Here is a 21819-nt window from a genome sequence, read left to right as displayed (position 1 = left end):
GACGGGCGGGTGTGCCGAAACTCAATGTAAGCGAACCACGCCGGCTGGTGGAAACGAAAAGTTGTGATGCCAGCCATTCAAGGAGTTGATGCCCATGTCGCAGCTGGATTTCGATTTGCTCAAGACGTTTGTCGCGATAGCGGATGCCGGATCGCTCACGCGCGCGGCGGCGGAAGTTGGCCGCACGCAATCCGCGATCAGCATGCAGCTCAAGAGGATCGAGGAGGTCGTCGATGGCGCGGTGCTAGTGCGTACCGCCCGCGGCGTGGAACTGACGTCGCGCGGCGATCGACTGCTGTCGCACGCCCGGAGGCTGCTGCGAGCCTACGACGAGGCGCTGGTCGACGTGACCGGTCGTGGGCTCGTCGGTTCGGTTCGGCTCGGATGCCCCGAGGACTATTGCACCGAGTTTCTTCCGGTCGTGCTCCACGCGATAGCGACGCAGCATCCGCGGGTCGCGCTGGAAGTCGTGTGTGCTCCTACGCCCTTGCTCGAGAAAATGCTCGACGCACGCCGGGTCGATGTGGCCTTGGTGTCGCTCGCGCCGGAGGGGAACCTGGAGCGGGTGATTCGATGGGAAGACCTGGTGTGGATCGCGTCGCAGGACTTCTATCCGCCAAGCGATGGCCCGCTTCAAATAGCCTTGTCAGTTCCCGAAACGCTGGACCATCAGGCGGCGCGGCGTGTGCTCGAAAGTGCCAATATCAGCCACCGCGTGGCTTACGAGAGCGTCAGCAAGGATGGTCTGCTGGCAATCGTGAGGGCGGGCATTGCGGTCGCCGTGCTGACGAGAGGCGCTGTTCCCGCGGATCTGCGGATCATGCCCGTTGGAGAAATGTTCCCGCCGCTTCCCCGTGTTGGCATTGCGGTCGTTTCGTCCACAAGTATGGTCGATTCGCTCCTTGTGGAGAGCGTGAAGGACCTCATGATCCGTACGTTGAGAACGATGCCGCCGCTTCGCAGTTAGTCTCATCAGGCATCGTTCTACTAAAAGCAACGATCCATTGCGATCGTGGAGATATGCGCATGGTCATCGCGGACGTAGCATCCACATCGAATCTTGATTTCAGAAGGTCGTCATGGATCGCTACAGGATTCTTCCGCTGTTGGGTCGCATCTTGACCGGCGCCCTTCACAACTTATCCATTCAAAAGGGCTGACCGTGCAGCGTCCAACGACTGAAGGCGCATTGAGGAATTTCGTCATAACCCATCCGCTTGACCCGGAAGATGGGGTGATCGTCGCCGCCACGCGAGCCATGGCGAGTTCCATGAAAGGTGCATCTAGAGGAATCGAAGCGCGCGAACCATTCGATGCCATGATGGAGCGCGTTTTGCCACGCGATGACGTGACCTTCGAATCCGACACGGTTGGCGGTATCCCGGGGCTCTGGGTTCATCCAGCGCAGCGTCGATCTGGCGAGGCGATTCTTCATCTGCACGCCGGATGGTTCAGCCTGGGAACTGCCAAAGCATTCCGTCACCTTGTCGGGCATATCGCCGCGAGGGCGGGAGCGAGCGCATTTATCCCGGACTATCGGCTTGCTCCCGAGCATCCTTTCCCTGCCGCCGTCGACGATGTGCTGGCGTGCTTTCGCGGACTCGATGAAAGGGGCATTCGCCGGATTGCCGTTACGGGAGATTCTGCCGGAGGCAATCTTGCACTGGTACTCGCCGCATGCATCGGCGGCGAAGCTGTCTCCGACGACGCGGTTCTCGTTGGTGTGGCCGCACTGTCGCCGGTGACCGATTTGACGCTGGCGGGCGAGTCTTACCTCACGCGGGCGGATGCCGATCCGTATTTCACGCTCCCACAGGTGGCGCAACTGGTGCGCTCCTATCTGGCGAGCGCCGATCCGAAATTTCCGCTGGCTTCGCCGCTCCACGCACCGGTTTCCGGTTTGCCCCCCGTGCGCATTCATGTCGGAGACGACGAAGTGTTGCTCGACGATTCGCTCAGGTATGTCGAGCGTGCCGTTAGTGCTGGAACCGATGCCCGCCTCGATGTCTGGATGGGAATGCCGCACGGATTCGCCGGCAGTATCGGAAGGTTGAAGGCGTCGGCACAAGCGCTGGACGCCATCGGCCTGTTTCTCACGGAGAAGCTGCAGGCAGGCGCCGGTTCGCATACTGCACGCTGAAACCTCGGCGAAGAATGTGCTCGCCGCCGGCGGCCCACGCTAGGGCTGCGGGTTCAAACCTTCGCATCCCGTAACGAGCGCGTCGAGCAAGTGACGGACGGCCGGAACCATGCCTCGGCGCGTGGGGAAAATCGCGTGGACGAGGCCCGGCGTGCTAGCCAGATCTGACAGCAGGTGCTGCAGGCGGCCGGCCTGAATATCGGCCTCAACCAGCTCCCTGGGCAGCATTGCCACGCCGACACCGGATATCGCCGCAACCCGCAGGCTGGCCAGGTCGTCGGTCGCGAGACGCGGCTGATGTACCCATGACGTCACGCGTCCCTCAACGTCCACCAGGTTCCAGACAAATCGCTCGCTGCTGCTGGCCATGGAGAGGGTAGGCCATTCCTTCACCGATTCGATCGAGCTGGGCACCGGATGGCGCGCCGCCAGGTCGGGACTGGCAACCAGAATGTGGATCGACAAACCCAACTGGCGGACGGCGAGATCGGTATTCTCCAACGGCGGCAGCCTGACGCGGATGGCGAAGTCCAGGCCTTCCTCGACGACATCCACGCGGCGGTTGGTGGCATCTAGTAGAACTTGGACTTCGGGGTTGTCCTGAACGTATCGCGCGATGATCGTGGAGATGCCGGACTCCAGCAAGGCCACGGGGCAAGCAATGCGGACAGTGCCTTGCGGCCGCGAACGCGTGCGGTCCACGATATCCTTGGCGGCCTTTGCTTCCTCCACCAGCGCAAGGCAATGCTGGTGGAACTGCCGCCCGGTTTCCGTCAAAGACAGGCTCCGGCTGGTGCGATTGAGCAGGCGCACACCAAGTTCTTCTTCCAGTGCACGAATCCGCCGGCTGAGTTTCGACGTCTGCAGACCGAGGCTGCGCGCGGCCGCCGTGTAGCTTCCATGCTCGACCACCTCTGCGAAGAGCCGAAGATCATTGAGGTCAGTGATTGCGTTCATGAGCAGTCTTCAACTCCTTCTGATCGTTCTATCCGAGGCAATGATGCGTTCCAATGTGGGATCTATGCGCGCGGTCGTTGCAAATATAGCATTCGTCTCATCACTTGCACCAGCGCCGAATTCGGCGGGTCGCGCAGGTGGCAAGCGTCGCATTTGCGGTCGCGGGAAACGGAGACGGGCATGCTCACACACAGGCGTTGGGAATCATTGGGCAGGGCGAACCTCGGCTGGCTGCGCGCGAAACACCATTTCGCGGTCAGCGCCGGCGGCAATCCCGCGCACGCCGCCCTGGGTCCGCTGATTGTCTGGAACGACGACGAGATCGCCGTTGGCAGCGGTTTCCCCATGCACGGGCACCGCGATATGGAAATCATCACCTATGTGCGCCAGGGCCTGCTCGGGCATCGAGATACCCTGGGATCCGAGGGAACGATCCACACCGGGGATGTCCAGGTCATAAGCGCCGGCACGGGCATACGCCACGCCGAGTTCAACCGGGGCGAGGCGCCACTCAAGCTTTATCAGATCTGGCTGCTACCTCGTGAAGCCGGCGGTGAACCCGCGTGGGATACCAAACCGTTTCCTGGAAGTGACCGGTCTGGGCGCTTCGTTGTCCTTGCCAGTGGGTTTGCCGGCGATGAAGGCGCGCTTTCCATTCGCGCCGATGCGCGTGTGCTCGCCGCGATGCTAAAGGCAGGCGAAAGCGTTCGATACGAGTTGAGCCCAGCGCGCCGTGCCTATCTCGTCGTCGCCTCAGGACGCATCGAAGTAAATGGCGAGCCTGTTGGGCCGCTAGATGGCGTGGCGATCACGAATGTCGCCGCAGCCCAGATTTCCGCTGTTGAAGATTCCGAGCTGGTGATGGTGGACGCCGGCTAATTTCTTTTTTCGTATTCCACCTTCGTAAATTCATTTCTGGAGAGTGTCATGGAACGTTTTAAATTTCTTCCGTTGTTAGGCCGCATTCTGATCGGCGCGCCGTTTGTGATGAGCGGGCTGGGCAAGCTCGCAGCGTATGGTGCGACGGTTGGTTATATCGCTGCCATGGGGCTGCCCATGCCGCCACTCGCATTCGTGCTTGCCGTGCTGACCGAGCTGGGCGGTGGCCTGCTGTTGTTGTCGGGCTATCGGGCTCGCGCCGTATCACTGGGGATGGCGGTGTTCTGTGTGGTCACTGCGATTTTCTTTCACCACGACTTCGCCGATCAAAACCAGATGATTCACTTCCTCAAGAACGTGATGATGGCCGGCGGCCTCCTGCAAATCACCTGGTTCGGTGCCGGCGCATTCAGCCTGGACGCGCTCTCTGGCCGCGTTGCCTTGCGCGTTTCCCCGCTGAAGGCGAGCTAGGAAGATGGCTCCGTCGAGACGATCGCCCGCCTGATCCGGTGTTCGATCGTCTCCTCGTGATGTTTCTCTGTTGTCCGTGTACCCGTGGGAGTCAACACCATGTCTTTCGAAACGATCCCGTCGAGCGTCAATTCGCTCAGTTCTGCACAAGATGAAGCCAGGATCACGGAGATTGAGGCACAACTGCGTCGCCACGGCCGCATCGGGTAATGTCCCTGCAGCGGTTTCGGCAGGATGTGAATACGCTATCGGGAAACCCTCATGCAAAACGTCCATATTGGGAACGCAGCCATTCCGGCCATCGGCTTTGGCACTTACGGAACGAGTGCCGACGACGTCTATCGAGTCATTCCCGCAGCTCTTCGCGCCGGCTTTCGTCATATCGACTCAAGGAAATCGCGGCCAGCCATGACAGAACCATCGCGCAGATCGTCTTGCGGTGGCTTGTTCAGCAGCGCGGGGTTGTTGCGCTTTCGAGGACCACCCGGATCGATCGACTGGCGCAGAACCTGGCGGTATTCGACTTTGAGCTGGATAGCGCAGACATGGTAGCGATACACGCGTTGGCGACGGCGGACAGCCGAATTGTCGATCCGCCCGGACTCGCCCCGTTGTGAGACCGTACGGGCGTTTGACTACGTCTGGTTGGTCTTCAACTCCTGTCGAATAAAGCAAAATCTGGAGAAAAATAAAGGAGAAGCTGAACGGTAATCTGCGGCTAGATCTTCATCCTAGCTTGACTATTTAAACCAGAAGGTGGTCAAATTTTGCAGAATTAAACCAGAAGCTGAATTTAATTTCGCCTGTCAATAAGTCATTGATTATAAAGGGGTGTTGCGAGAGAGGGTTTGTGAAATAAATCGAAACCTGAACGCATCAGGTCTAGAATTTGCTTGGAGATGTTGCGTGACGTCGGGTTAAGTAGAACTTGGAAAAAGAGGCGTGGCCTGTGCAGGCGCCAGATCGGTCAGTTGTTCAGCCATGGCCGACGTTCGCTGATCGGAGTTGGGGTGGCCGTTACAGGCTACTGAACGGCCATTCGCCAATCGGTTTCCGTGAATGGTCGGCCGGATGCGTGCTTTCGCCCCCCCGCCGTCAGTCGGCCTAGAAGCCTTCCGACGTCCGCTTTCAGGTGCGGATTCAACCGTTGGGTGCAACACGGATGCAACACACTAGAGACTCCGCAACTTGTATTGGACTTTGGCCAACATGTTGGGCGGTCAGGTGGGTTGGCAGTCACAACGGGCAAATAGCGACCGAGGAACACCGTCGCCGTAGTTTCGCCAACGATGACGGAGTTGTGCCAAGAAATTCGGTCCCGGGCGCATAGGTTTCGGCGTCCGCAGCATACCCGAATCGGAAAACACCAAACACCAGCGCATTCGTGCTGAATTCACTGCTGTGTGCCGTGCAATGCGGTATCAAATTTTTACGGAGCTTCCATAGAATAAATATCACAAAATGGAGACTCTGCGATGACGAACCTTTCCCTTCCTCCCCAGACGTGTTTGCCCCAAACCGCCATGCCGGCAGACGACGATCCGCAGGAAACACGCGAATGGCTCGAGGCCCTTGAAGCCGTCGTCGCACATTGTGGGCAGGAACGCGGCCTTTTCCTGTTGCGCAAACTGCTCGATGCCGCGCCGCTGTTGGGACTGACGACGACGGTGCCGAGCAATACGCCCTATGCCAACACGATTTCCGTCGAGCGTCAGCGGCCCTACCCAGGCAATTTGGAAATCGAGGAACGCATTACGGCCATCGTGCGTTGGAATGCACTCGCCATGGTGGTGCGGGCCAACAAGGCTTACGGTGAGCTGGGCGGCCACATCTCGAGCTATGCGTCGGCGGCGGACCTGTTCGAACTCGGTTTCAATCATTTCTTCCGAGCGAAAAGCACCACCGGCGGCACCGACCAGGGCAGCGATCTCGTCTACTTCCAGCCGCATTCGGCGCCGGGTGTTTACGCGCGTGCGTTTCTTGAAGGGCGCTTGTCGGAACAGCAGCTGGAGAACTTTCGTCGTGAGACGGGTGGCAACGGTTTGTGCTCATATCCGCACCCTTGGCTGATGCCCGATTTCTGGCAATTTCCCACTGGATCGATGGGGTTGGGCCCGATCCAGTCGGTATATCAGGCGCGCTTCATGCGCTACCTCGAACATCGGAGGCTGGCCCAAACGAGCGAACGGCACGTATGGGGCGTGTTCGGCGACGGTGAGATGGACGAGCCCGAATCGATTGGCGCCATTCCGCTGGCAGCACGCGAGAAGCTCGACAATCTGACCTTCGTGATCAACTGCAACCTGCAGCGTCTCGATGGCCCTGTGCGCGGCAACGGGCAAATTGTGCAGGAGCTGGAAGCGCTGTTCCGCGGCGCGGGTTGGAACGTGATCAAGGTTCTGTGGGGCAGCGCGTGGGATCCGATATTCGCACGCGACCATTCCGGTGCTTTGCTTCGTGCGTTTGCGTCGACGATGGACGGCCAGTATCAGACCTACAAGGCGAAGGACGGCCAGTACGGGCTTGATCATTTCTTCGGGCAGAACGACGCCCTGAAGTCGCTCGTCGCTCACATGACACCCGGCGACGTCGCGGCGCTCAACCGCGGCGGCCACGATTTACGCAAGCTCCATGCGGCCTTCGACGCCGCGCGCAAACACAAGGGTCAACCGACCGTGATCCTCGCGAAGACGATCAAAGGCTACGGCATGGGTCGCGCCGGGGAGGCGCAAAACACGACCCATCAGCAGAAAAAGCTCGACGTGGAGGCGCTCAGGGAGTTTCGCGACCGCTTCCGGCTCGGCCTCACGGACGACGATCTCGAGCACATGCGCTTCTACAAGCCCGCGGACGACAGCGAGGAAATGCGCTACCTGCACGCTCGCCGCGAAGCGCTCGGCGGCTATCTCCCGGCGCGGCGCAAACGTGCGGAGCCGGTCGCTGTGCCGCCGCTTGCGCAGCACGCCCAGTTCGCACTGGAAGCAGGCAACAAGGAGATGTCGACCACCATGGCGATGGTGCGGATGTTGACCGCGCTCCTGAAAGACAATGTTCTTGGTCCACGCATCGTACCGATCGTCGCCGACGAGGCGCGTACCTTCGGGATGGCGAGCCTGTTCCGGCAAGTCGGGATCTATGCGTCGCAGGGACAGTTGTACGAGCCGGAAGATGCGGGTTCGATTCTGTACTACCGCGAGGATGTCGGCGGCCAGATTCTCGAAGAGGGCATTACCGAAGCGGGCGCCATCTCGTCGTGGATCGCAGCCGGCACGTCCTACAGCACGCACGGCACGGCGATGCTGCCGCTCTATATCTACTACTCGATGTTTGGCTTCCAGCGCATTGGCGATCTGATCTGGGCCGCCGCCGATCAGCGCGCGCGGGGCTTTCTGGTGGGCGCGACGGCGGGCCGCACTACGCTCTCGGGCGAGGGGCTGCAACACCAGGATGGCACGAGCCACGTGATAGCGGCCACGATCCCCAACTGCCGTGCCTACGATCCGGCGTATGCGTACGAGCTGGCTGTGATCGTCGACGATGGCATGCGCAGGATGATGGAGCAACAGGAAGACGTCTTCTACTACCTCACGGTAATGAACGAAAACTACGCTCAGCCGACAATGCCGGAGGGCGTCAGGGAAGGTATCGTGCGCGGAATGTATCGCCGTGCGAACGTGCAACCGGTTCAGGCGCGCGGCAAGGTTCGTCTGCTTGGCAGCGGCACCATCCTGCGCGAGGTGGAGGCCGCCGCGCAACTTCTCGCCGATGACTGGCAGATCGAAAGCGACGTGTTCAGCGTAACGAGCTTTTCTGAACTCGAACGCAACGCGCGCGAGACTGCCCGCCAGCGTTTGCATCATCCGGATGCGGCCCCTGCGCCGAGCCACCTCGAAACGATGCTGACAGGCACGCAACCGGTGATCGCGGCCACCGACTATGTGCGGGCGTATCCGCAGCTGATCGCCCCTTACCTCGATGCGCCGTTCTCGGTTCTGGGTACCGACGGGTTCGGCCGAAGCGACAATCGTGCTTCATTACGCCGCTTCTTTGAGGTCGACCGCGCCTACATTTGCGTGACATCGCTGCGCGCGCTTGCCGATCAGGGCGTGCTGCCGCCAGCGGTGGTGAGCGACGCGCTGCGCCGGTATGGCATCGACGTAAACAAGCCGAATCCGGCGACGGTCTAGCGCGGCGAGCAGGAGAGTCCTCGAATTCAACACGCCGGATTTCGGCGATTTCAACGACGTTGGTGGTTTCGGGCCATGCTGCCCCGAACGGACCGCCACGTCTTCTATCGACTGCCAAGGAAACTGGTGTGAAAGAAAAGATTCTGATTACCCGCAAGGTGTTTCCGTCCATCGTGGGACGCTTGCAGGAACACTTCGACGTCGAAAGCAACGATGCGGACTACATCTATGCGCCTGACGAATTGCGCACACGTCTTCAGGGCAAGGTCGGAGCACTCGTGAGCGCGACGGAAATCATCAATGCTCCGCTTGTCCAGGCGTGTCCGTCGCTGCGGGCCGTTGCCAATATTGCTGTCGGCTACAACAACCTGGATCTGGCGGCGCTGTCGGCGGCTGGCGTGGTGGCGACAAATACGCCGGACGTGCTGACCGAAACCACTGCCGATTTCGGCTGGGCACTCCTGATGGCGACCGCGCGCCGCACGGGCGAAGCGGAGCGCTGGTTGCGGCTCGGCCTGTGGGACAAATGGGCGCTCGACATGTTCCTCGGCGTGGACATTCACGGCGCATCGCTCGGCATTCTCGGCATGGGCCGCATCGGACGAGCGGTGGCGCAACGTGCCCACGGCTTCGGCATGACGGTGAGATATCACGACCGGACGCCGATCGCGTTGGCGGACGAGAAGGGCGCGCAATTCTGCAGCAAGGAAGCGCTGCTGAGCCTGTCGGACCATCTGGTGATCACGATGCCGTACAACGCCGCGTCGCACCATACGATCGGGCGGCGTGAGCTTGCATTGATGAAGCAGACGGCCACCCTCGTCAACATTTCACGCGGCGGTCTGGTTGACGAAGACGCGCTTGCCGATGCGCTAGCCGAAAACAGGCTGGCGGGGGCCGGTCTGGACGTCTTCGAGCGAGAGCCGTTGGTCTGTCCGCGGCTGCTTGCCAACGCGCGGGTGGTGGCCACGCCGCATATCGCAAGCGCCAGCCTGAAGACGCGTCTTGCCATGGCCGATCTCGCCGCGGACAACCTGATCGCCGCATTGGGCTACGGAGCCTGTGCCGGACGGCCTCCCTCGCCATTGAACCCGGCGATGTTGCACGCCTGAACAGAGCGTGTACCCACCGGGCGCGTGCCGCTCCATGCGTTAGAATGCCTGACTTGAAGCATCCAGACGGATCAATCGAGGACGGATTCCGTGGCGCAAACCGGGCAAACAAAAACGAAACGATCGCGTTCTGAAGTGATGGACGCAATACAAAATGCCGCCATTGCGGAGTTCGCGCTGCACGGGCTCAAGGGTGCATCGACCCAGGGCATCGCTGAGCGCGCGGGCTTGTCGAAGGCGCAACTCCACTACTACATCGAGAGTAAGGAGGACCTGTACGAGAAGATTCTCCAGCACGTAGTCGAGGAATGGATTCGCGTGTTTTCATTTGGGGATGCTGAACGTGGCCCCCAACAGGTCCTTTCCGATTACATTCGCAAGAAGCTGGATTTTTCATTCGACCAACCGCTGCTGTCGCGTATTTTCGCCAACGAGATGATGCGCGGCGCACCCGTGTTGATGCCGATGATGAGCCGCCCGCGTATGCGCACCGCTCAGGCGGTCTCATGCATCAATAGCTGGATCGAGGCGGGCCTCATGCGCCCGCTCGATCCAATGCTGCTGATGATGAATATCTGGTCTCTGACACAGCACTTTGCCGACTTCGAATATCAGGCGCGCTACATGTTGCGTGTGAAAGAAGCGCAGCCGCTCGATCGCGAACATATCGTCAAGGAAGTGACGGCCTTCGTCATGCACGGCTGCGGTATCACACTGTCTGCCTGACACGCCGCCACCCTTGATTTTTAGGGTGGCTTCGGCACCCCTCTGTACCCCGTCTCTCGTCGCTGATAGACACTGACTGTCGCCGCTTTCCGCGGCGCATCAATTCCCATTGCCACGTCCCCCTGCAAGCCGCTCGCGCTTGTGCCAATTCTTCCGACGATTCAGCACGGTATCCATTGCTGCATCGCATGAATATTCCCTTTGGCATCCTACTTAAACTGCATCGTTCGCCAAAAACAATGTCAACCGGAAAATAAATGACCATACGGTTTGACCGATTGGTCAAATCGACTATTATGAGTTCGAGGCAGCGTCGTTGCAGTACCCCGATCAGGGCCAGCGGGAGCTCGGGCTTCAACCGGCTTACGAAACCAGGCATTCACGAATGCCGTGAAAAGAGGAGCAGGAGATGTCGTCGATCACCAGGCGTTTCTGGGCCGAATACAGCAGCAAGGAGTTCTCCCGTCTCGACCGCGAGCGTCTGATTGCGGTGCTGCCGGTTGCCGCCATCGAGCAGCATGGGCCGCATCTGCCGATGTCCGTCGATACCACGACAATTGACGGCCTCGTCGAAGCGATCATTCCGCGTCTGGCCGGCGACCTGCCGGTGTTGTTCCTGCCGACCCAAAGCATCGGCAAGAGCAATGAACACGCGCGCTATCCCGGTACCCTGACGTTTTCGGCCGAGACGCTGATTCGGATGTGGAGCGAAATCGGCGCGTGTGTCGCGGCGGCCGGTGTGAAGAAGCTGGTGTTGTTCAACAGTCACGGCGGGCAATCGGCCGTGATGGATATCGTTGCACGCGATCTGCGTCAACGCTTCGGAATGATGGTCGTCGCATCGAACTGGTACACGCTCGGCATGCCCGATGCGCTCTTCAATGACGAAGAAATGAAGCACGGTATTCACGCGGGCGATGTGGAAACGTCGATCCTGCTCGCCATGCGCCCGGAACTCGTCGCGATGAACGAAGCACGCAATTTCAAATCGCTCACGAAGGAAATGAGCGAGCGCTACCGCTTTCTGTCAATCGGCGCGAGCGGCAAGCTCGGCTGGCAGACACACGATCTGAATCCCGCCGGGGCCTGCGGCGATGCCGCGGCCGCGACTGCGCACAAGGGGCAACTTGTGATCGATCACGTCGTCACCCAGTTTGTCGAGTTGCTGTGTGAGGTTCACGACGCGCCGCTTGCGTGGCTGGAAAACGAGCCCGAGTGGCATTGAACGACTCTTACATCTGATCGGCGACGGCATGGAGACGAGCATGGCGCAGACCCCGTTGGTTCATCTGAAGGACGTACACAAAAAGTATTCGAACGGCACGATTGCACTTAACGGTATGTCGCTCGAGGTAGGAAGTCACGAATTTATCAGTTTCCTCGGACCGTCCGGCTGTGGCAAAAGCACAGCGCTGCGGATGATTGCAGGGCTGTCGTCGATCTCTGGCGGCACGATCGAGTGGGCCGCCAAAACTGAGGTCGAAGCCGCACACACGCATGACATCAGCTTCGTTTTCCAGGAGCCGACGTTGATGCCGTGGTCGTCGGTATTCGAGAACGTCTACCTTCCGCTGAAGCTGCGCGGCGAGTCGCGCGAGCGTGCGCGCGCCCGTGTCGACGAAGCATTGGCGATGGTCGGACTGTCGCGCTTTGCGGACGTCTATCCGCGTGAATTGTCGGGCGGCATGAAGACGCGCGCGTCGATTGCACGGGCAATGGTGACGCGTCCGCATCTGCTGTTAATGGACGAACCATTCGCGGCGCTGGACGAAATGACCCGCATCAAACTGAACAACGATTTGCTCAAACTCTGGCAAGAGCACAAGTTCACGGTGATCTTTGTGACGCACAGCGTCTACGAGTCGGTCTATCTCTCGAACCGCGTGGTGGTGATGGCAAGCCGACCGGGGCGTGTGATCGACGAGATCGCTATTCCCGTGCCGTATCCGCGCGGCGAAGCGTATCGCGAATCGGCGCAGTACACGCAGTTGTGCCGCGAAACGTCGACCAGTCTGCACCGGGCGATGGACTCGTCCGACATTGATCATTGAGCGAGAGAGAGGAATCGGTATGTCTTCTTCTGTACAAACCTTGAACGTAGACGTCTCGTCCAACGCAGCGGCGATTGCGGATGCAACGAGGCAGCGTGCGCGGCGCGAGCGCTTCCTGCGCTGCGCCGTGCCTAGCGCCTGGCTACTTGCCGCGGTGCTGCTCTGGGAAGTACTGGTGCGGGTGAATCATGTGCCCGAGTACATCATTCCGGCACCCAGTGTGATTTTGCGCACACTCATCGAGAACTGGGGATCGTTGTCGCTATCGCTGCTGTTCACGCTAAAACTGACCTTCATATCGCTTGCCCTCGCGATTGTGGGCGGTGTCGCACTGGCCATGCTGTTCGCGCTCTCGCGCTGGGTCGAACTCAGCTTCTTTCCGTTTGCGGTCATTTTGCAGGTCACTCCGGTCATTGCGATTGCGCCGTTGATCCTGATCTACGTCGACAGTACGTTTTCTGCATTGCTGATTTGTGCGTGGATCGTTGCCTTCTTTCCGATCCTGTCGAATACCGTCATTGGACTGCGAAGCGCCGATCACAATCTGCGCGATTTGTTCGGGCTGTACCGGGCAACACCCTGGCAGCGCCTGCGGTATCTGCTTGTTCCGAGTGCGCTGCCGTATTTCCTGGGCGGCTTGAAAATCGCCGGTGGTCTCTCGCTCGTCGGCGCGATCGTGGCCGAGTTCACGGCAGGCGCGGCCGGACGTCAAACAGGTTTGGCATCGCGCATTCTCGAAGCGACGTTCAGAAACGAGATCCCAAAGATGTTCGCGGCGCTTTTGCTCGTCTCGCTGTGCGGTATCAGCATCTTCCTGCTCTTCAACTGGCTTTCCAAGGCGGTGCTCAAAGGCTGGCACGAAAGCGAAATCGATCGTGATGCGTGAGTCAGAACTCTCATTCGGCATCAAGGATAAAACGACATGAACAATAGAGACATTGATTGGGCCCGCCTTGCCGGTGAACTGGCTGGTATCCGAACGATTGCGAGTGGTGGTCAGTTGCGTGGGAAATCGCGTGATTTCTCGTGGTATAGCCCGATTCTGAACGAGCAATTGAAGGACTGCGTTGCGGATCTGATTGTCTTTCCGCGCAGCGAAGAGGACGTGATCCGGATCGCGGCGGCCGTATCGCGCTGGCGGGTTCCGCTCACGATGCGCGGCGGCGGCACGGGCAACTACGGGCAGTGCGTTCCGCTGCAGGGCGGCGTGGTGATGGATATGACCGAACTCAAAGACGTGCGCGAGATCCATCCCGGTTCAGTCCGGGTCGAGGCGGGGGCGCGGATCGGTGAATTGCAGGAAGTGGTCAGGGCATCCGGCCAGGACCTGCTGATGTTTCCGTCCACCTTGCGGGTGGCGACGATAGGGGGCTTCATTGCCGGTGGCTATGCCGGTGTCGGTTCCATCCGGCACGGCATTCTCAAGGATGCGGATAACGTGCGCTGCATCCGGGTCGTTACGGTGGAAGAGACGCCGCGCATTGTCGAGTTGCGCGGTGCCGATATCCAGAAGGTGCATCACGCGTTCGGCACGAACGGCATCATCACAGAACTCGAACTGACGCTCAAGCCGGCGCTCGACTGGCTGCACGCGATTACCCTGTTCGATTCCTACGGCGATGCATTGCGCTTCTGCAAGGCCGCCAGCGCGCCAGAATTCGATCTGTTCCTGCTGACCTCGGTGGAGAAGGGCTTCGCGCCATTTTATGAGCACCTTGGCGAACGCTTTCCGGGCGATCGCAGTGCGGTGTTTGCGATGGTCAGTCCGGCGTCGATCGATCAATATCGCGAACTTGCCACCCGCCATGGTGGAGTGGAATCGCTCTGCATGAATGGGCACGAGCTCGAAACGAACGAACTTCCACCCGCCTATGAATGTGCGTACAACCATACGACGTTGCAGGCGCTGAAGGTCGACAAGCAGTGGACCTATCTTCAGATCGCTCATCCCCAACCGTTCGACATTGCGCTTTGCGAGACGCTGGCACAGCGATTCGGCGACGAAATCTACTGGCACCACGAGTTCGCGAGGCAATTTGGCGAATACCAAGTGTTCGGCATTCCACTCGTGCGTTTCACCACCGCCGAACGTCAGTACGAAATCATGCGTATTTTTGAATCGCACGGCTGCGCAACGTTCGATCCCCACGTCGTCACGATCGAGGACGGCGGCATGAAGGAGATCGACCTCGCTCAAATCGATTTCAAACGGCTGGCGGACCCGCAAGGCTTGCTCAATCCCGGCAAGATGCGCGGCTGGGAAGCCGTCGTGGCCGAACAGACGAGTTGAGCGCAGGCAGTTTCCCCCGATCCTACGATACGGAGTTGTCACCCATGAAAAAGATTGTGCGAGCAGTTCTGCTTGCCGCCTGGCTTACCAGTGCAGCGCTCATTGCGTGCGGGCCGACAGCCGCGTTCGCCGATGACAAAGTGATCCTCGGCACCGACTGGAAAGCCCAGGCTGGCCACGGTGGGTTTTACCAGGCGCTTGCAGACGGCACCTACAAGAAGTACGGCCTCGACGTGGAGATTCGCGAAGGCGGTCCGCAGGTGAATAACCGTCCCATGCTGTCGGCTGGAAAGATCGACTTTCTGATTGCCGGCAATTTGCTGCTGTCTTTTGACAACGTCAAGAACCATGTGCCGACGGTCGTGGTGGCGGCCATCAACCAGAAGGATCCGCAGGCGCTAATGGCTCACCAGGGCGTTGGGTTCAAAACGTTCGACGACCTGAAGAAAGCCAAGGTGATTCTGGTTTCGAAGGATGGGCAATTCAGTTTCTGGCAATGGATGGTCGCGGAAAGGGGCTTCAAGGACGAGCAGTTACGCCCGTACAACTACAGCATTGCGCAGTTTCTTGCCGAGCCGGGCGCCGTGCAGCAGGCCTATGCGACTGCGGAGCCGCTCTACGCGGAGAGCGCCGGCGCGAAGACGAGCACTTTCCTGCTGGCCGATGAGGGTTGGAATACTTACTCATCGACGATCGAAACGCGCTGGGACATGGTGAAGAACAAGCCCGATGTGGTGCGCCGCTTCATCGATGCGTCAATTATCGGTTGGTACAACTTTATCTATGGGGAGCACGGCGACGCGTATGCGCTGATCGAGAAGGAGAACCCCGAGATGACGAAGGCGAAGCTCGACGCGGAGGTGGCGAAAATCCGCGAGCTTGGCCTGATCGATTCCGGCGACGCGCTGACGAAAGGCATCGGCGCGATCGATCTGGATCGCGTGAAGAGCTTCTACGACAAGATGGTCAAAGCAGGCCTCTATAAAGCCCAGGACGTCGACATCAGCAAGGTGGCGACAAGCCAGTTTGTCGACAAGGGAGTTGGTCTCGACCTGCGCAAGAAGCTGGTCGATCAGAACGTCGCTTCAGCTAGCGTGCACTAACGGGGAGATAGTCACATGAGTTCGACGATTGCAAAGCCGCTCGCCAGGTACGCGCCGTACAAGCGCAAGGGCGACTTCATATTTCTGTCCGGCATCATCGCGGTGGACCCCGCGGCGGGAAAGATCGTGCAAGGCTATGACGACGTTCCGCACGAGGTGCGTGGGCGCATCGGCATGACCGGCGAGTTCTCGGTCGATATCAAGGAAGGGCCGATTCGGGCGCAGTCCTGGTATGTACTCGATCGCATTCGCGCCACGATCGAAGCGGCGGGCGGCAGCATGGCCGACGTCTTCAAGCTCGTGCAGTATTTTCGCGACCTTCGTGACTACCCGGCGTACAACCGCGTTCGAGGGATGTTCTTTGAGGGCGATCCGCCAGTGTCGACGGTGGTGCAGGTGTCGGCCATGTTGCCGGACGAGTCGATTCTGGTCGAGGTCGAAGCGACCGCATGGCTGCCGGAATAATGGAGGCATGCATGGAAACCACCCTGAACGTGCGGATTGAGGCTGTGACCGAAGAGACTGCGGAGATACGCCGCTTTGAACTCGTTGCGGAACACGGCGAGGCGCTGCCCGCATTCGAGGCTGGCGCGCATATCGACGTGTACACAGGCAGCGCTGGCGTTCGCCAGTATTCACTGTGCAACGCGCCTTGGGAACGCCACCGTTATGTGATAGGCGTGAAGCGCGAAGCGCAGGGCCGCGGCGGTTCAGCGTGGATGCATGACGCGTTGCGACCGGGGGCATCGCTGAAGATTGGCACGCCTCGCAATAACTTTGCAATCGATGCAGCAGCCGGCAGACATCTGCTGTTCGGAGCCGGCATTGGAATTACCCCAATGCTCGCGATGGCGGAAACGCTCGCGCGAAATGATGCGAATTTCACGCTCTACTACTTCACGCGCTCGGCTGCGCACCAGGCGTTCAAAGACATGCTGGCAAGATCGCCATGGGCATCACGGGTACGCTATCAGCTGGACGACGGTACTCCGACGATCGATCTCGCCGCGGAACTGGCGGCTGCGGCGTCCGTGTCAACACATCTGTATATGTGCGGGCCGCAAGGTTTCATGGATGCCGTCAGGCGAGCGGCTCCGTCATGGCCAGAAACGCATGTCCATCTGGAGTACTTTGCGGCACTGCCCGTTGAGCATCTGGACGGAGATCAGCCGTTCGAAATCGAACTGGCTCGTAGTGGGGAGACCTTCCACATTGGGCAAGACGAAACGATTGCCCAGGTTTTGCTCGATGCAGGCGTCGATATTATGACGTCCTGTGAACAGGGTGTATGCGGCACCTGTGTGACGACTTATCTCGAAGGCGAGCCCGACCACCGCGATTTCTGTCTGAACAAAAGAGAGCGTGAGACACGGGTCGCCCTGTGCTGCGCTCGCGCAAGGACGGCGCGGCTGGTGCTGGACCTCTAAGGCTTCAGAGCCCGTTACGTTGGCGGGCTGCGCGGTGCCGGAACGATAGCGTTCCTGCCTCTCGAGCCTCGTGGAATTATCTCTCTGATTCGTGCATTTAGGACTACTGCTGTGTTGGGCAGATAGTTTGAATTACGTTTGTCAGTATTTGAATGATGAATGCAATAAAGAGCGCGTTGCATCGCAACGCCAGCCAAACAAAATGTTGAATCAGCGATAAACATGAAGGCTTACGTACCGCGCGAGGTCTGCTGTCGAATCGGCTTGCAGTTGACTGTATTCGGCGTCCTGGGGCTGCCGCTCTGTGCTTCGGCGCAGACGGCGGCCGTGGCTGCACCCGCTTCAGGCGTGGACGTTGCGGAGCAGCAGGGGCAGGACACCGTCGAGCATGCCGCCGCCGCAGCGGCGTCCGCGTCTCAGGCAACTCCGCCCAATCCGGGGGATGCGACGAATCTCGTCGAGATGTTCACGAAGGGTCAGTTCTTTGGCGACATAAGAACAATCTATTTTTCGTCACACAACGCTTTCTATCAATCTGGACTGAATCAGAACACGGCTAGCTATGGTGGCGGGATCGGCTACAGGACTGCTAACTACTACGGATTTTCCTTGGGTGTCAGCGGTTATATCCAGCGCGGCATTGACCACTCGGACGATCCGTCGAAAGTTGACAGCTATCTCGGACCGAATATCACCACGTTGGGCCAGGCTTATCTGCGATGGGAGCACAAGGATTTCAGCGTGACCGCGGGGAATCAGGAACTGGACGTTCCATTCGCGTCGACGTACGACTGGCGGATGGCGCCGCAATTGTTTCAGGGCGCGGCGGCAAAATACGGGGATGCGGATAACTACGTCACTGCCTTCCGGATGTTCCGTTTCAAGTCCTATATCGACAACTCGTTCACCAGGCAGACTACCTATAACTCCGACATCGATCCGTATTCTCCTGTTGGCAATAAAACGACAAACGGATTTTATGGCGTAGGCGGCGTTCGCACCGTTCCGCTGGACCCAGTGGCACTCAAAGGGCAGGCGTGGTACATGGGATATCTGGACTACGCGCGCATGACTTATTTGGAAGGACAGGTGAACGTCACGCAAGGGGCCATCCAGCCTTTCGCTGCTGCCCAGTTCTTTTACGAAACAGGCGACGGTAAACAATTGCTCGGTCCGATCAACAGTCAGGTGTACGGTTTACAGGTTGGGTTGAAGCGCAACTCGCTCCTGCTTAGCCTCGGATACGACTACATCAAGCCGCATGCGAACTCGTATCTGAATGGCTCGCTCGTCACGCCGTATGCGCACTTCGTGGCCTCGGGGCCGCTGTTTGCCCAGCCTTTTTTATCCAGCACACAGGATCTGGGGGCAGGCAGCGCTTTCGCGATCGACCTGAACGGGGCGCCGATGGCCAACCTGTTTGTCGGTTTTCGCTATTCCTTCATGGATTTGAAGAACAGTCCAAATGCGCCGAGTCTGGACCAGTCGGAGTATCTCGCCTATGCCATCTATACGTTCGGCGGCAAGTTCAAGGGGTTCAGCATCGCGGACTTTCTCGCTTATGACAGTTCGCCAACCTACAAGAGCAAATTTGTCCAGAACCGGTTGACGCTTCAATATGAGTGGGGAACGCATTGAGGTTTCGGGAGGACGGACGATGATTTCGCGCGAACTGCATACATTGAACGGGGCAGGCGCCCACGGTGGCTACTGGATCCGCAATGCTCGCGTACCCCAGGCACTGATCTATCAAGACGCCGTGGGCCACCGTGCGAAGAACGCTTCGCAGCCGGTGTCGGTCGCACTCAAGCTGCGTGGCGAGCGGGTCGAACGGATCGTGCCGGAGGCGCTCGACGACGGCTCGCCCTGCATCGATCTGGATGGCGGCCTGCTCTTGCCGGGATGGGTGGATGCGCACACTCATCTCGACAAGGGGCATATCTCGCCGCGTGCGGGCGTCGGCGGCGGCGGCTTGCTGGCCGCGATCGAGGCTACGCGGGGCGATGTGCCGCGTTGGACCCGTGATGATCTTTCCATGCGGATGTCGTTTTCGCTACGCAGCGCGTTTGCCCATGGGACGCGCGCCATGCGCACCCATATCGATTGGGAGCGGCCCGCGGCTCCATTGGCGTGGGATGTCGCACAGGGCTTGCGGCAGGAATGGGCGGGGCGCATCGATCTGCAGTGCGCAGCGCTGCTGCCTCTCGATCTGTTTGCGGACGTCAGGACAGCTGAACATGTCGCACGGTCGATCGCGGCCTGTGGCGGTGTGCTCGGCGCGTTCGTCTATCCCATGGCCGGACAGCGCCAGTATATCGAGCAGATGTTCTCGCTTGCCGAGCGCTTCGATCTGTGGCTCGACTTTCACGCCGACGAACATCTGGAAGCGAATGTAGAGGGCATTCGAGCCATTCTCGATGCGGCGCGACGCAGAGACATGGGAGGCCGCGTGATGTGCGGACATTGCTGCGCGTTGTCGGTTGCGCCTGACGAGGTCGTTCGCGAGACATTGGCAGATTGCGCAGCGGTGGGCGCGACCGTGGTGAGTCTGCCGTTCACGAACCTCTATCTGCAAGACCGGCGAGGCGGTGCCTCGCCGCGGCTGCGCGGCATTTTTCCACTGCTCGAGGCGGCGGAGGCGGGCGTGCGCGTCGCGCTGGCATCGGACAATCACCGGGACCCGTTCCTGCCGTTTGGTGACCTCGATCCGTTGCAGACCCTGACACTCGCGTCGTTTGCGTCGCATTTGGAGCAGCCGCTGGAACATTGGAGTTCCACCGTGACGACGACCCCTGCCGTGGCGCTGAACCTGCCATGGGACGGTGTGTTCCGTGAGGGTGCCCCGGCGGATTTCGTCCTGCTGCGTGCGCGTGATAGCACCGAGGCATGCTCGCGTTGGCAAGCCGACCGGATGGTGGTACGCGCTGGACGCTTTATCGATACCCGCTTGCCGGACTATCGCGAGCTGGATTCACAAGGTGTATCAGCGGACACATTGGCAAGCGGCGCGAAGCGATAAGCCAGATCAAACACAATTCAGGAGGCGAAGGCGACATGCGAAACATCACCAACATCGAAGACCTGCGGCAAGTGGCGAGACGCAAGATACCGCGTGCGATATTCGACTACGTCGACGGCGGTTCCTATGACGAGCACACACTGCGTGACAATCGCGCTGATCTTCAGTCGATCAGGTTGCGCCAACGCGTGATGGTCGACGTATCGAAACGAACGCTCTCGACCACGATTCTCGGCCAACCTGCCGCCTTGCCGCTCGCGATCGCACCAACCGGCCTGACGGGGCTCGTGCGCGGGGACGGCGAGATTCTGGCAGCTCGCGCCGCACTCGCCGCGGGCATACCGTTTTGCCTGAGCACGATGTCGATCTGTTCAATCGAGGATGTGCGTGCCGCGGTGGACAGGCCGTTCTGGTTTCAGCTGTACGTGATGCGCGATCGGGGCTTCAGTCAATCGCTGATCGAACGGGCCCGCGAGGCAAACTGTTCCGCCCTGGTATTGACCGTCGACTTGCAGATTCACGGGCAGCGGCACCGCGACATCAAGAACGGGCTGTCCGTGCCGCCGCGACTCACGCCTGGCAATGCGTTCGATATGGCGATGAAGCCCGGCTGGGTGCAGCGCGTGTTATGCGGGAAGCGCAAAACGTTCGGCAATCTCGCGGGACACGTGCCGGGCTCGAACAACCTGAGCACGGTATCGGAATGGATCGCGGGACAGTTCGATCCGTCGCTCAGTTGGCGGGACGTCGAATGGGTGCGCAAGCTTTGGCCCGGCAAGCTGATCCTCAAGGGCATTCTCGATCCGGCCGACGCGGACCTCGCTGTAAAGGCGGGTGCCGACGCGATCATCGTGTCCAATCACGGCGGACGCCAGCTGGACGGCGCGCCGTCGTCGATCGATGCGTTGCCGGCCGTTACCGAGCGCGTGGCCGGCCGCTGCGAAATCCTGTTTGACGGAGGCGTTCGGTCGGGGCAGGACATCCTGAAGGCGCTTGCTTCAGGCGCCCATGCATGCCTGACGGGCAGAGCTTTTTTGTATGGCCTCGGCGCATTCGGTGAGGCGGGCGTGACGCGCGTACTCGATATCTTGCGAAACGAGCTCGACGTCAGCATGGCACTAAGCGGCTCCACGGACGTCCGCAACGTTTCGCGCGACATCATCTGGCCGGCGGCAGCCCGCGCACGCAACAGAATGACAGAGCGCCCAGATGTAGTAGACGCCTGAGCGTTATTCAGATTAGCTAACCAGGGAGACACCATGCCGCACAACCGTCGTTCAAAGAACATCACGCAAGGCGTGGCGCGTTCGCCGAACCGCTCGATGTACTATGCACTCGGCTATCAGAAAGAAGATTTCGACAAGCCGATGATCGGTATCGCCAACGGCCACTCGACCATCACGCCGTGTAACGCCGGCCTGCAGCGTCTGGCCGACGCGGCCGTCGCAGCGGTCAAG

19 protein-coding genes and 1 pseudogene are annotated in these 21819 nt (G+C 59.9%); 19 read left to right on the top strand and 1 reads right to left on the bottom strand.

The genetic code is table 11. The features are described 5' to 3' along the window. The first annotated feature begins 94 nt into the window (after window positions 1-94). Window positions 95-967 carry a LysR family transcriptional regulator gene (locus PQQ52_RS14795; protein ID WP_408212333.1) on the top strand — a complete coding sequence of 291 codons (873 nt, stop codon included), beginning with the start codon at window positions 95-97 and terminating at the stop codon, window positions 965-967. A 303-nt stretch (window positions 968-1270) separates the two neighbouring features. Further along, the gene (locus PQQ52_RS14790) at window positions 1271-2140 is read left to right on the top strand and encodes an alpha/beta hydrolase (RefSeq protein WP_408212330.1); all 870 of its coding nucleotides are present in this window, start codon (window positions 1271-1273) and stop codon (window positions 2138-2140) included. Window positions 2141-2179: 39 nt separating this feature from the next. Here the strand turns inward: PQQ52_RS14790 and PQQ52_RS14785 are convergent, their stop codons facing one another. Then, window positions 2180-3097: a LysR substrate-binding domain-containing protein gene (locus PQQ52_RS14785; RefSeq protein WP_408212327.1), complete on the bottom strand. Its 918-nt coding sequence runs from the start codon at window positions 3095-3097 to the stop codon at window positions 2180-2182. A 180-nt stretch (window positions 3098-3277) separates the two neighbouring features. On the opposite strand from PQQ52_RS14785, the gene PQQ52_RS14780 reads away from it, so the two are divergent. From PQQ52_RS14780 to PQQ52_RS14700, 17 genes and pseudogenes are all read left to right on the top strand, one after another. Further along, window positions 3278-3976, top strand: coding sequence for a pirin family protein (locus tag PQQ52_RS14780; RefSeq protein ID WP_408212325.1), 699 nt, complete (start codon window positions 3278-3280; stop codon window positions 3974-3976). 48 nt (window positions 3977-4024) lie between these two features. Next, on the top strand, window positions 4025-4447 hold the full coding sequence (locus tag PQQ52_RS14775) for a DoxX family protein (protein WP_408212322.1): 423 nt from the start codon (window positions 4025-4027) through the stop codon (window positions 4445-4447). Between the two features lie 209 nt (window positions 4448-4656). Continuing rightward, window positions 4657-5064 (top strand): aldo/keto reductase, encoded by a 408-nt coding sequence (locus PQQ52_RS14770; protein ID WP_408212319.1) that lies wholly within the window; start codon window positions 4657-4659, stop codon window positions 5062-5064. 858 nt (window positions 5065-5922) lie between these two features. Further along, a complete protein-coding gene (gene mdeB / locus PQQ52_RS14765) occupies window positions 5923-8634 on the top strand; it encodes an alpha-ketoglutarate dehydrogenase (RefSeq protein WP_408212316.1) in 2712 nt (903 codons plus the stop codon). Between the two features lie 128 nt (window positions 8635-8762). Continuing rightward, window positions 8763-9746, top strand: a complete 984-nt coding sequence (locus PQQ52_RS14760) for a 2-hydroxyacid dehydrogenase (RefSeq protein WP_408212314.1) — start codon at window positions 8763-8765, stop codon at window positions 9744-9746. A gap of 138 nt (window positions 9747-9884) precedes the next feature. Next, entirely contained in the window at window positions 9885-10472 is a 588-nt protein-coding gene (locus tag PQQ52_RS14755) for a TetR/AcrR family transcriptional regulator (protein WP_408212311.1), read from the top strand. A 409-nt stretch (window positions 10473-10881) separates the two neighbouring features. After that, window positions 10882-11697: a creatininase family protein gene (locus tag PQQ52_RS14750; protein ID WP_408212308.1), complete on the top strand. Its 816-nt coding sequence runs from the start codon at window positions 10882-10884 to the stop codon at window positions 11695-11697. Window positions 11698-11725: 28 nt separating this feature from the next. Next, window positions 11726-12523, top strand: coding sequence for an ABC transporter ATP-binding protein (locus PQQ52_RS14745; protein WP_408212805.1), 798 nt, complete (start codon window positions 11726-11728; stop codon window positions 12521-12523). Between the two features lie 19 nt (window positions 12524-12542). Next, entirely contained in the window at window positions 12543-13409 is an 867-nt protein-coding gene (locus tag PQQ52_RS14740; RefSeq protein WP_408212306.1) for an ABC transporter permease, read from the top strand. A 36-nt stretch (window positions 13410-13445) separates the two neighbouring features. Next, on the top strand, window positions 13446-14813 hold the full coding sequence (locus tag PQQ52_RS14735) for an FAD-binding oxidoreductase (protein ID WP_408212304.1): 1368 nt from the start codon (window positions 13446-13448) through the stop codon (window positions 14811-14813). Window positions 14814-14857: 44 nt separating this feature from the next. Next, window positions 14858-15916 carry an ABC transporter substrate-binding protein gene (locus PQQ52_RS14730; protein ID WP_408212302.1) on the top strand — a complete coding sequence of 353 codons (1059 nt, stop codon included), beginning with the start codon at window positions 14858-14860 and terminating at the stop codon, window positions 15914-15916. Between the two features lie 15 nt (window positions 15917-15931). Beyond that, window positions 15932-16381: a RidA family protein gene (locus PQQ52_RS14725; protein WP_408212299.1), complete on the top strand. Its 450-nt coding sequence runs from the start codon at window positions 15932-15934 to the stop codon at window positions 16379-16381. Window positions 16382-16392: 11 nt separating this feature from the next. Beyond that, window positions 16393-17343, top strand: coding sequence for a PDR/VanB family oxidoreductase (locus tag PQQ52_RS14720; RefSeq protein WP_408212296.1), 951 nt, complete (start codon window positions 16393-16395; stop codon window positions 17341-17343). A gap of 222 nt (window positions 17344-17565) precedes the next feature. Then, window positions 17566-18981, top strand: a complete 1416-nt coding sequence (locus tag PQQ52_RS14715) for an OprD family outer membrane porin (RefSeq protein ID WP_408212293.1) — start codon at window positions 17566-17568, stop codon at window positions 18979-18981. Window positions 18982-19000: 19 nt separating this feature from the next. Then, a complete protein-coding gene (locus PQQ52_RS14710; RefSeq protein ID WP_408212290.1) occupies window positions 19001-20362 on the top strand; it encodes a cytosine deaminase in 1362 nt (453 codons plus the stop codon). Window positions 20363-20397: 35 nt separating this feature from the next. After that, window positions 20398-21588, top strand: coding sequence for an alpha-hydroxy acid oxidase (locus PQQ52_RS14705; RefSeq protein ID WP_408212288.1), 1191 nt, complete (start codon window positions 20398-20400; stop codon window positions 21586-21588). Between the two features lie 33 nt (window positions 21589-21621). Continuing rightward, window positions 21622-21819: pseudogene (locus tag PQQ52_RS14700) on the top strand (dihydroxy-acid dehydratase); the annotation flags it as partial.

The sequence above is a fragment of the Paraburkholderia sediminicola genome (assembly GCF_046030555.1).
Classification (GTDB): Bacteria; Pseudomonadota; Gammaproteobacteria; order Burkholderiales; family Burkholderiaceae; genus Paraburkholderia; species Paraburkholderia sediminicola_E.
This window is presented reverse-complemented; position numbering and strand designations above follow the sequence as displayed.

What these genes read in the sequence shown, in the direction of transcription:
- PQQ52_RS14795 (WP_408212333.1), top strand. Translation starts at nt 95, where the DNA reads ATGTCGCAGCTGGATTTCGATTTGCTCAAGACGTTTGTCGCGATAGCG.
- PQQ52_RS14790 (WP_408212330.1), top strand. Translation starts at nt 1,271, where the DNA reads ATGAAAGGTGCATCTAGAGGAATCGAAGCGCGCGAACCATTCGATGCC.
- PQQ52_RS14785 (WP_408212327.1), bottom strand. Translation starts at nt 3,097, where the DNA reads ATGAACGCAATCACTGACCTCAATGATCTTCGGCTCTTCGCAGAGGTG.
- PQQ52_RS14780 (WP_408212325.1), top strand. Translation starts at nt 3,278, where the DNA reads ATGCTCACACACAGGCGTTGGGAATCATTGGGCAGGGCGAACCTCGGC.
- PQQ52_RS14775 (WP_408212322.1), top strand. Translation starts at nt 4,025, where the DNA reads ATGGAACGTTTTAAATTTCTTCCGTTGTTAGGCCGCATTCTGATCGGC.
- PQQ52_RS14770 (WP_408212319.1), top strand. Translation starts at nt 4,657, where the DNA reads ATGTCCCTGCAGCGGTTTCGGCAGGATGTGAATACGCTATCGGGAAAC.
- mdeB (WP_408212316.1), top strand. Translation starts at nt 5,923, where the DNA reads ATGACGAACCTTTCCCTTCCTCCCCAGACGTGTTTGCCCCAAACCGCC.
- PQQ52_RS14755 (WP_408212311.1), top strand. Translation starts at nt 9,885, where the DNA reads ATGGACGCAATACAAAATGCCGCCATTGCGGAGTTCGCGCTGCACGGG.
- PQQ52_RS14750 (WP_408212308.1), top strand. Translation starts at nt 10,882, where the DNA reads ATGTCGTCGATCACCAGGCGTTTCTGGGCCGAATACAGCAGCAAGGAG.
- PQQ52_RS14745 (WP_408212805.1), top strand. Translation starts at nt 11,726, where the DNA reads ATGGAGACGAGCATGGCGCAGACCCCGTTGGTTCATCTGAAGGACGTA.
- PQQ52_RS14740 (WP_408212306.1), top strand. Translation starts at nt 12,543, where the DNA reads ATGTCTTCTTCTGTACAAACCTTGAACGTAGACGTCTCGTCCAACGCA.
- PQQ52_RS14735 (WP_408212304.1), top strand. Translation starts at nt 13,446, where the DNA reads ATGAACAATAGAGACATTGATTGGGCCCGCCTTGCCGGTGAACTGGCT.
- PQQ52_RS14730 (WP_408212302.1), top strand. Translation starts at nt 14,858, where the DNA reads ATGAAAAAGATTGTGCGAGCAGTTCTGCTTGCCGCCTGGCTTACCAGT.
- PQQ52_RS14725 (WP_408212299.1), top strand. Translation starts at nt 15,932, where the DNA reads ATGAGTTCGACGATTGCAAAGCCGCTCGCCAGGTACGCGCCGTACAAG.
- PQQ52_RS14720 (WP_408212296.1), top strand. Translation starts at nt 16,393, where the DNA reads ATGGAAACCACCCTGAACGTGCGGATTGAGGCTGTGACCGAAGAGACT.
- PQQ52_RS14715 (WP_408212293.1), top strand. Translation starts at nt 17,566, where the DNA reads ATGAAGGCTTACGTACCGCGCGAGGTCTGCTGTCGAATCGGCTTGCAG.
- PQQ52_RS14710 (WP_408212290.1), top strand. Translation starts at nt 19,001, where the DNA reads ATGATTTCGCGCGAACTGCATACATTGAACGGGGCAGGCGCCCACGGT.
- PQQ52_RS14705 (WP_408212288.1), top strand. Translation starts at nt 20,398, where the DNA reads ATGCGAAACATCACCAACATCGAAGACCTGCGGCAAGTGGCGAGACGC.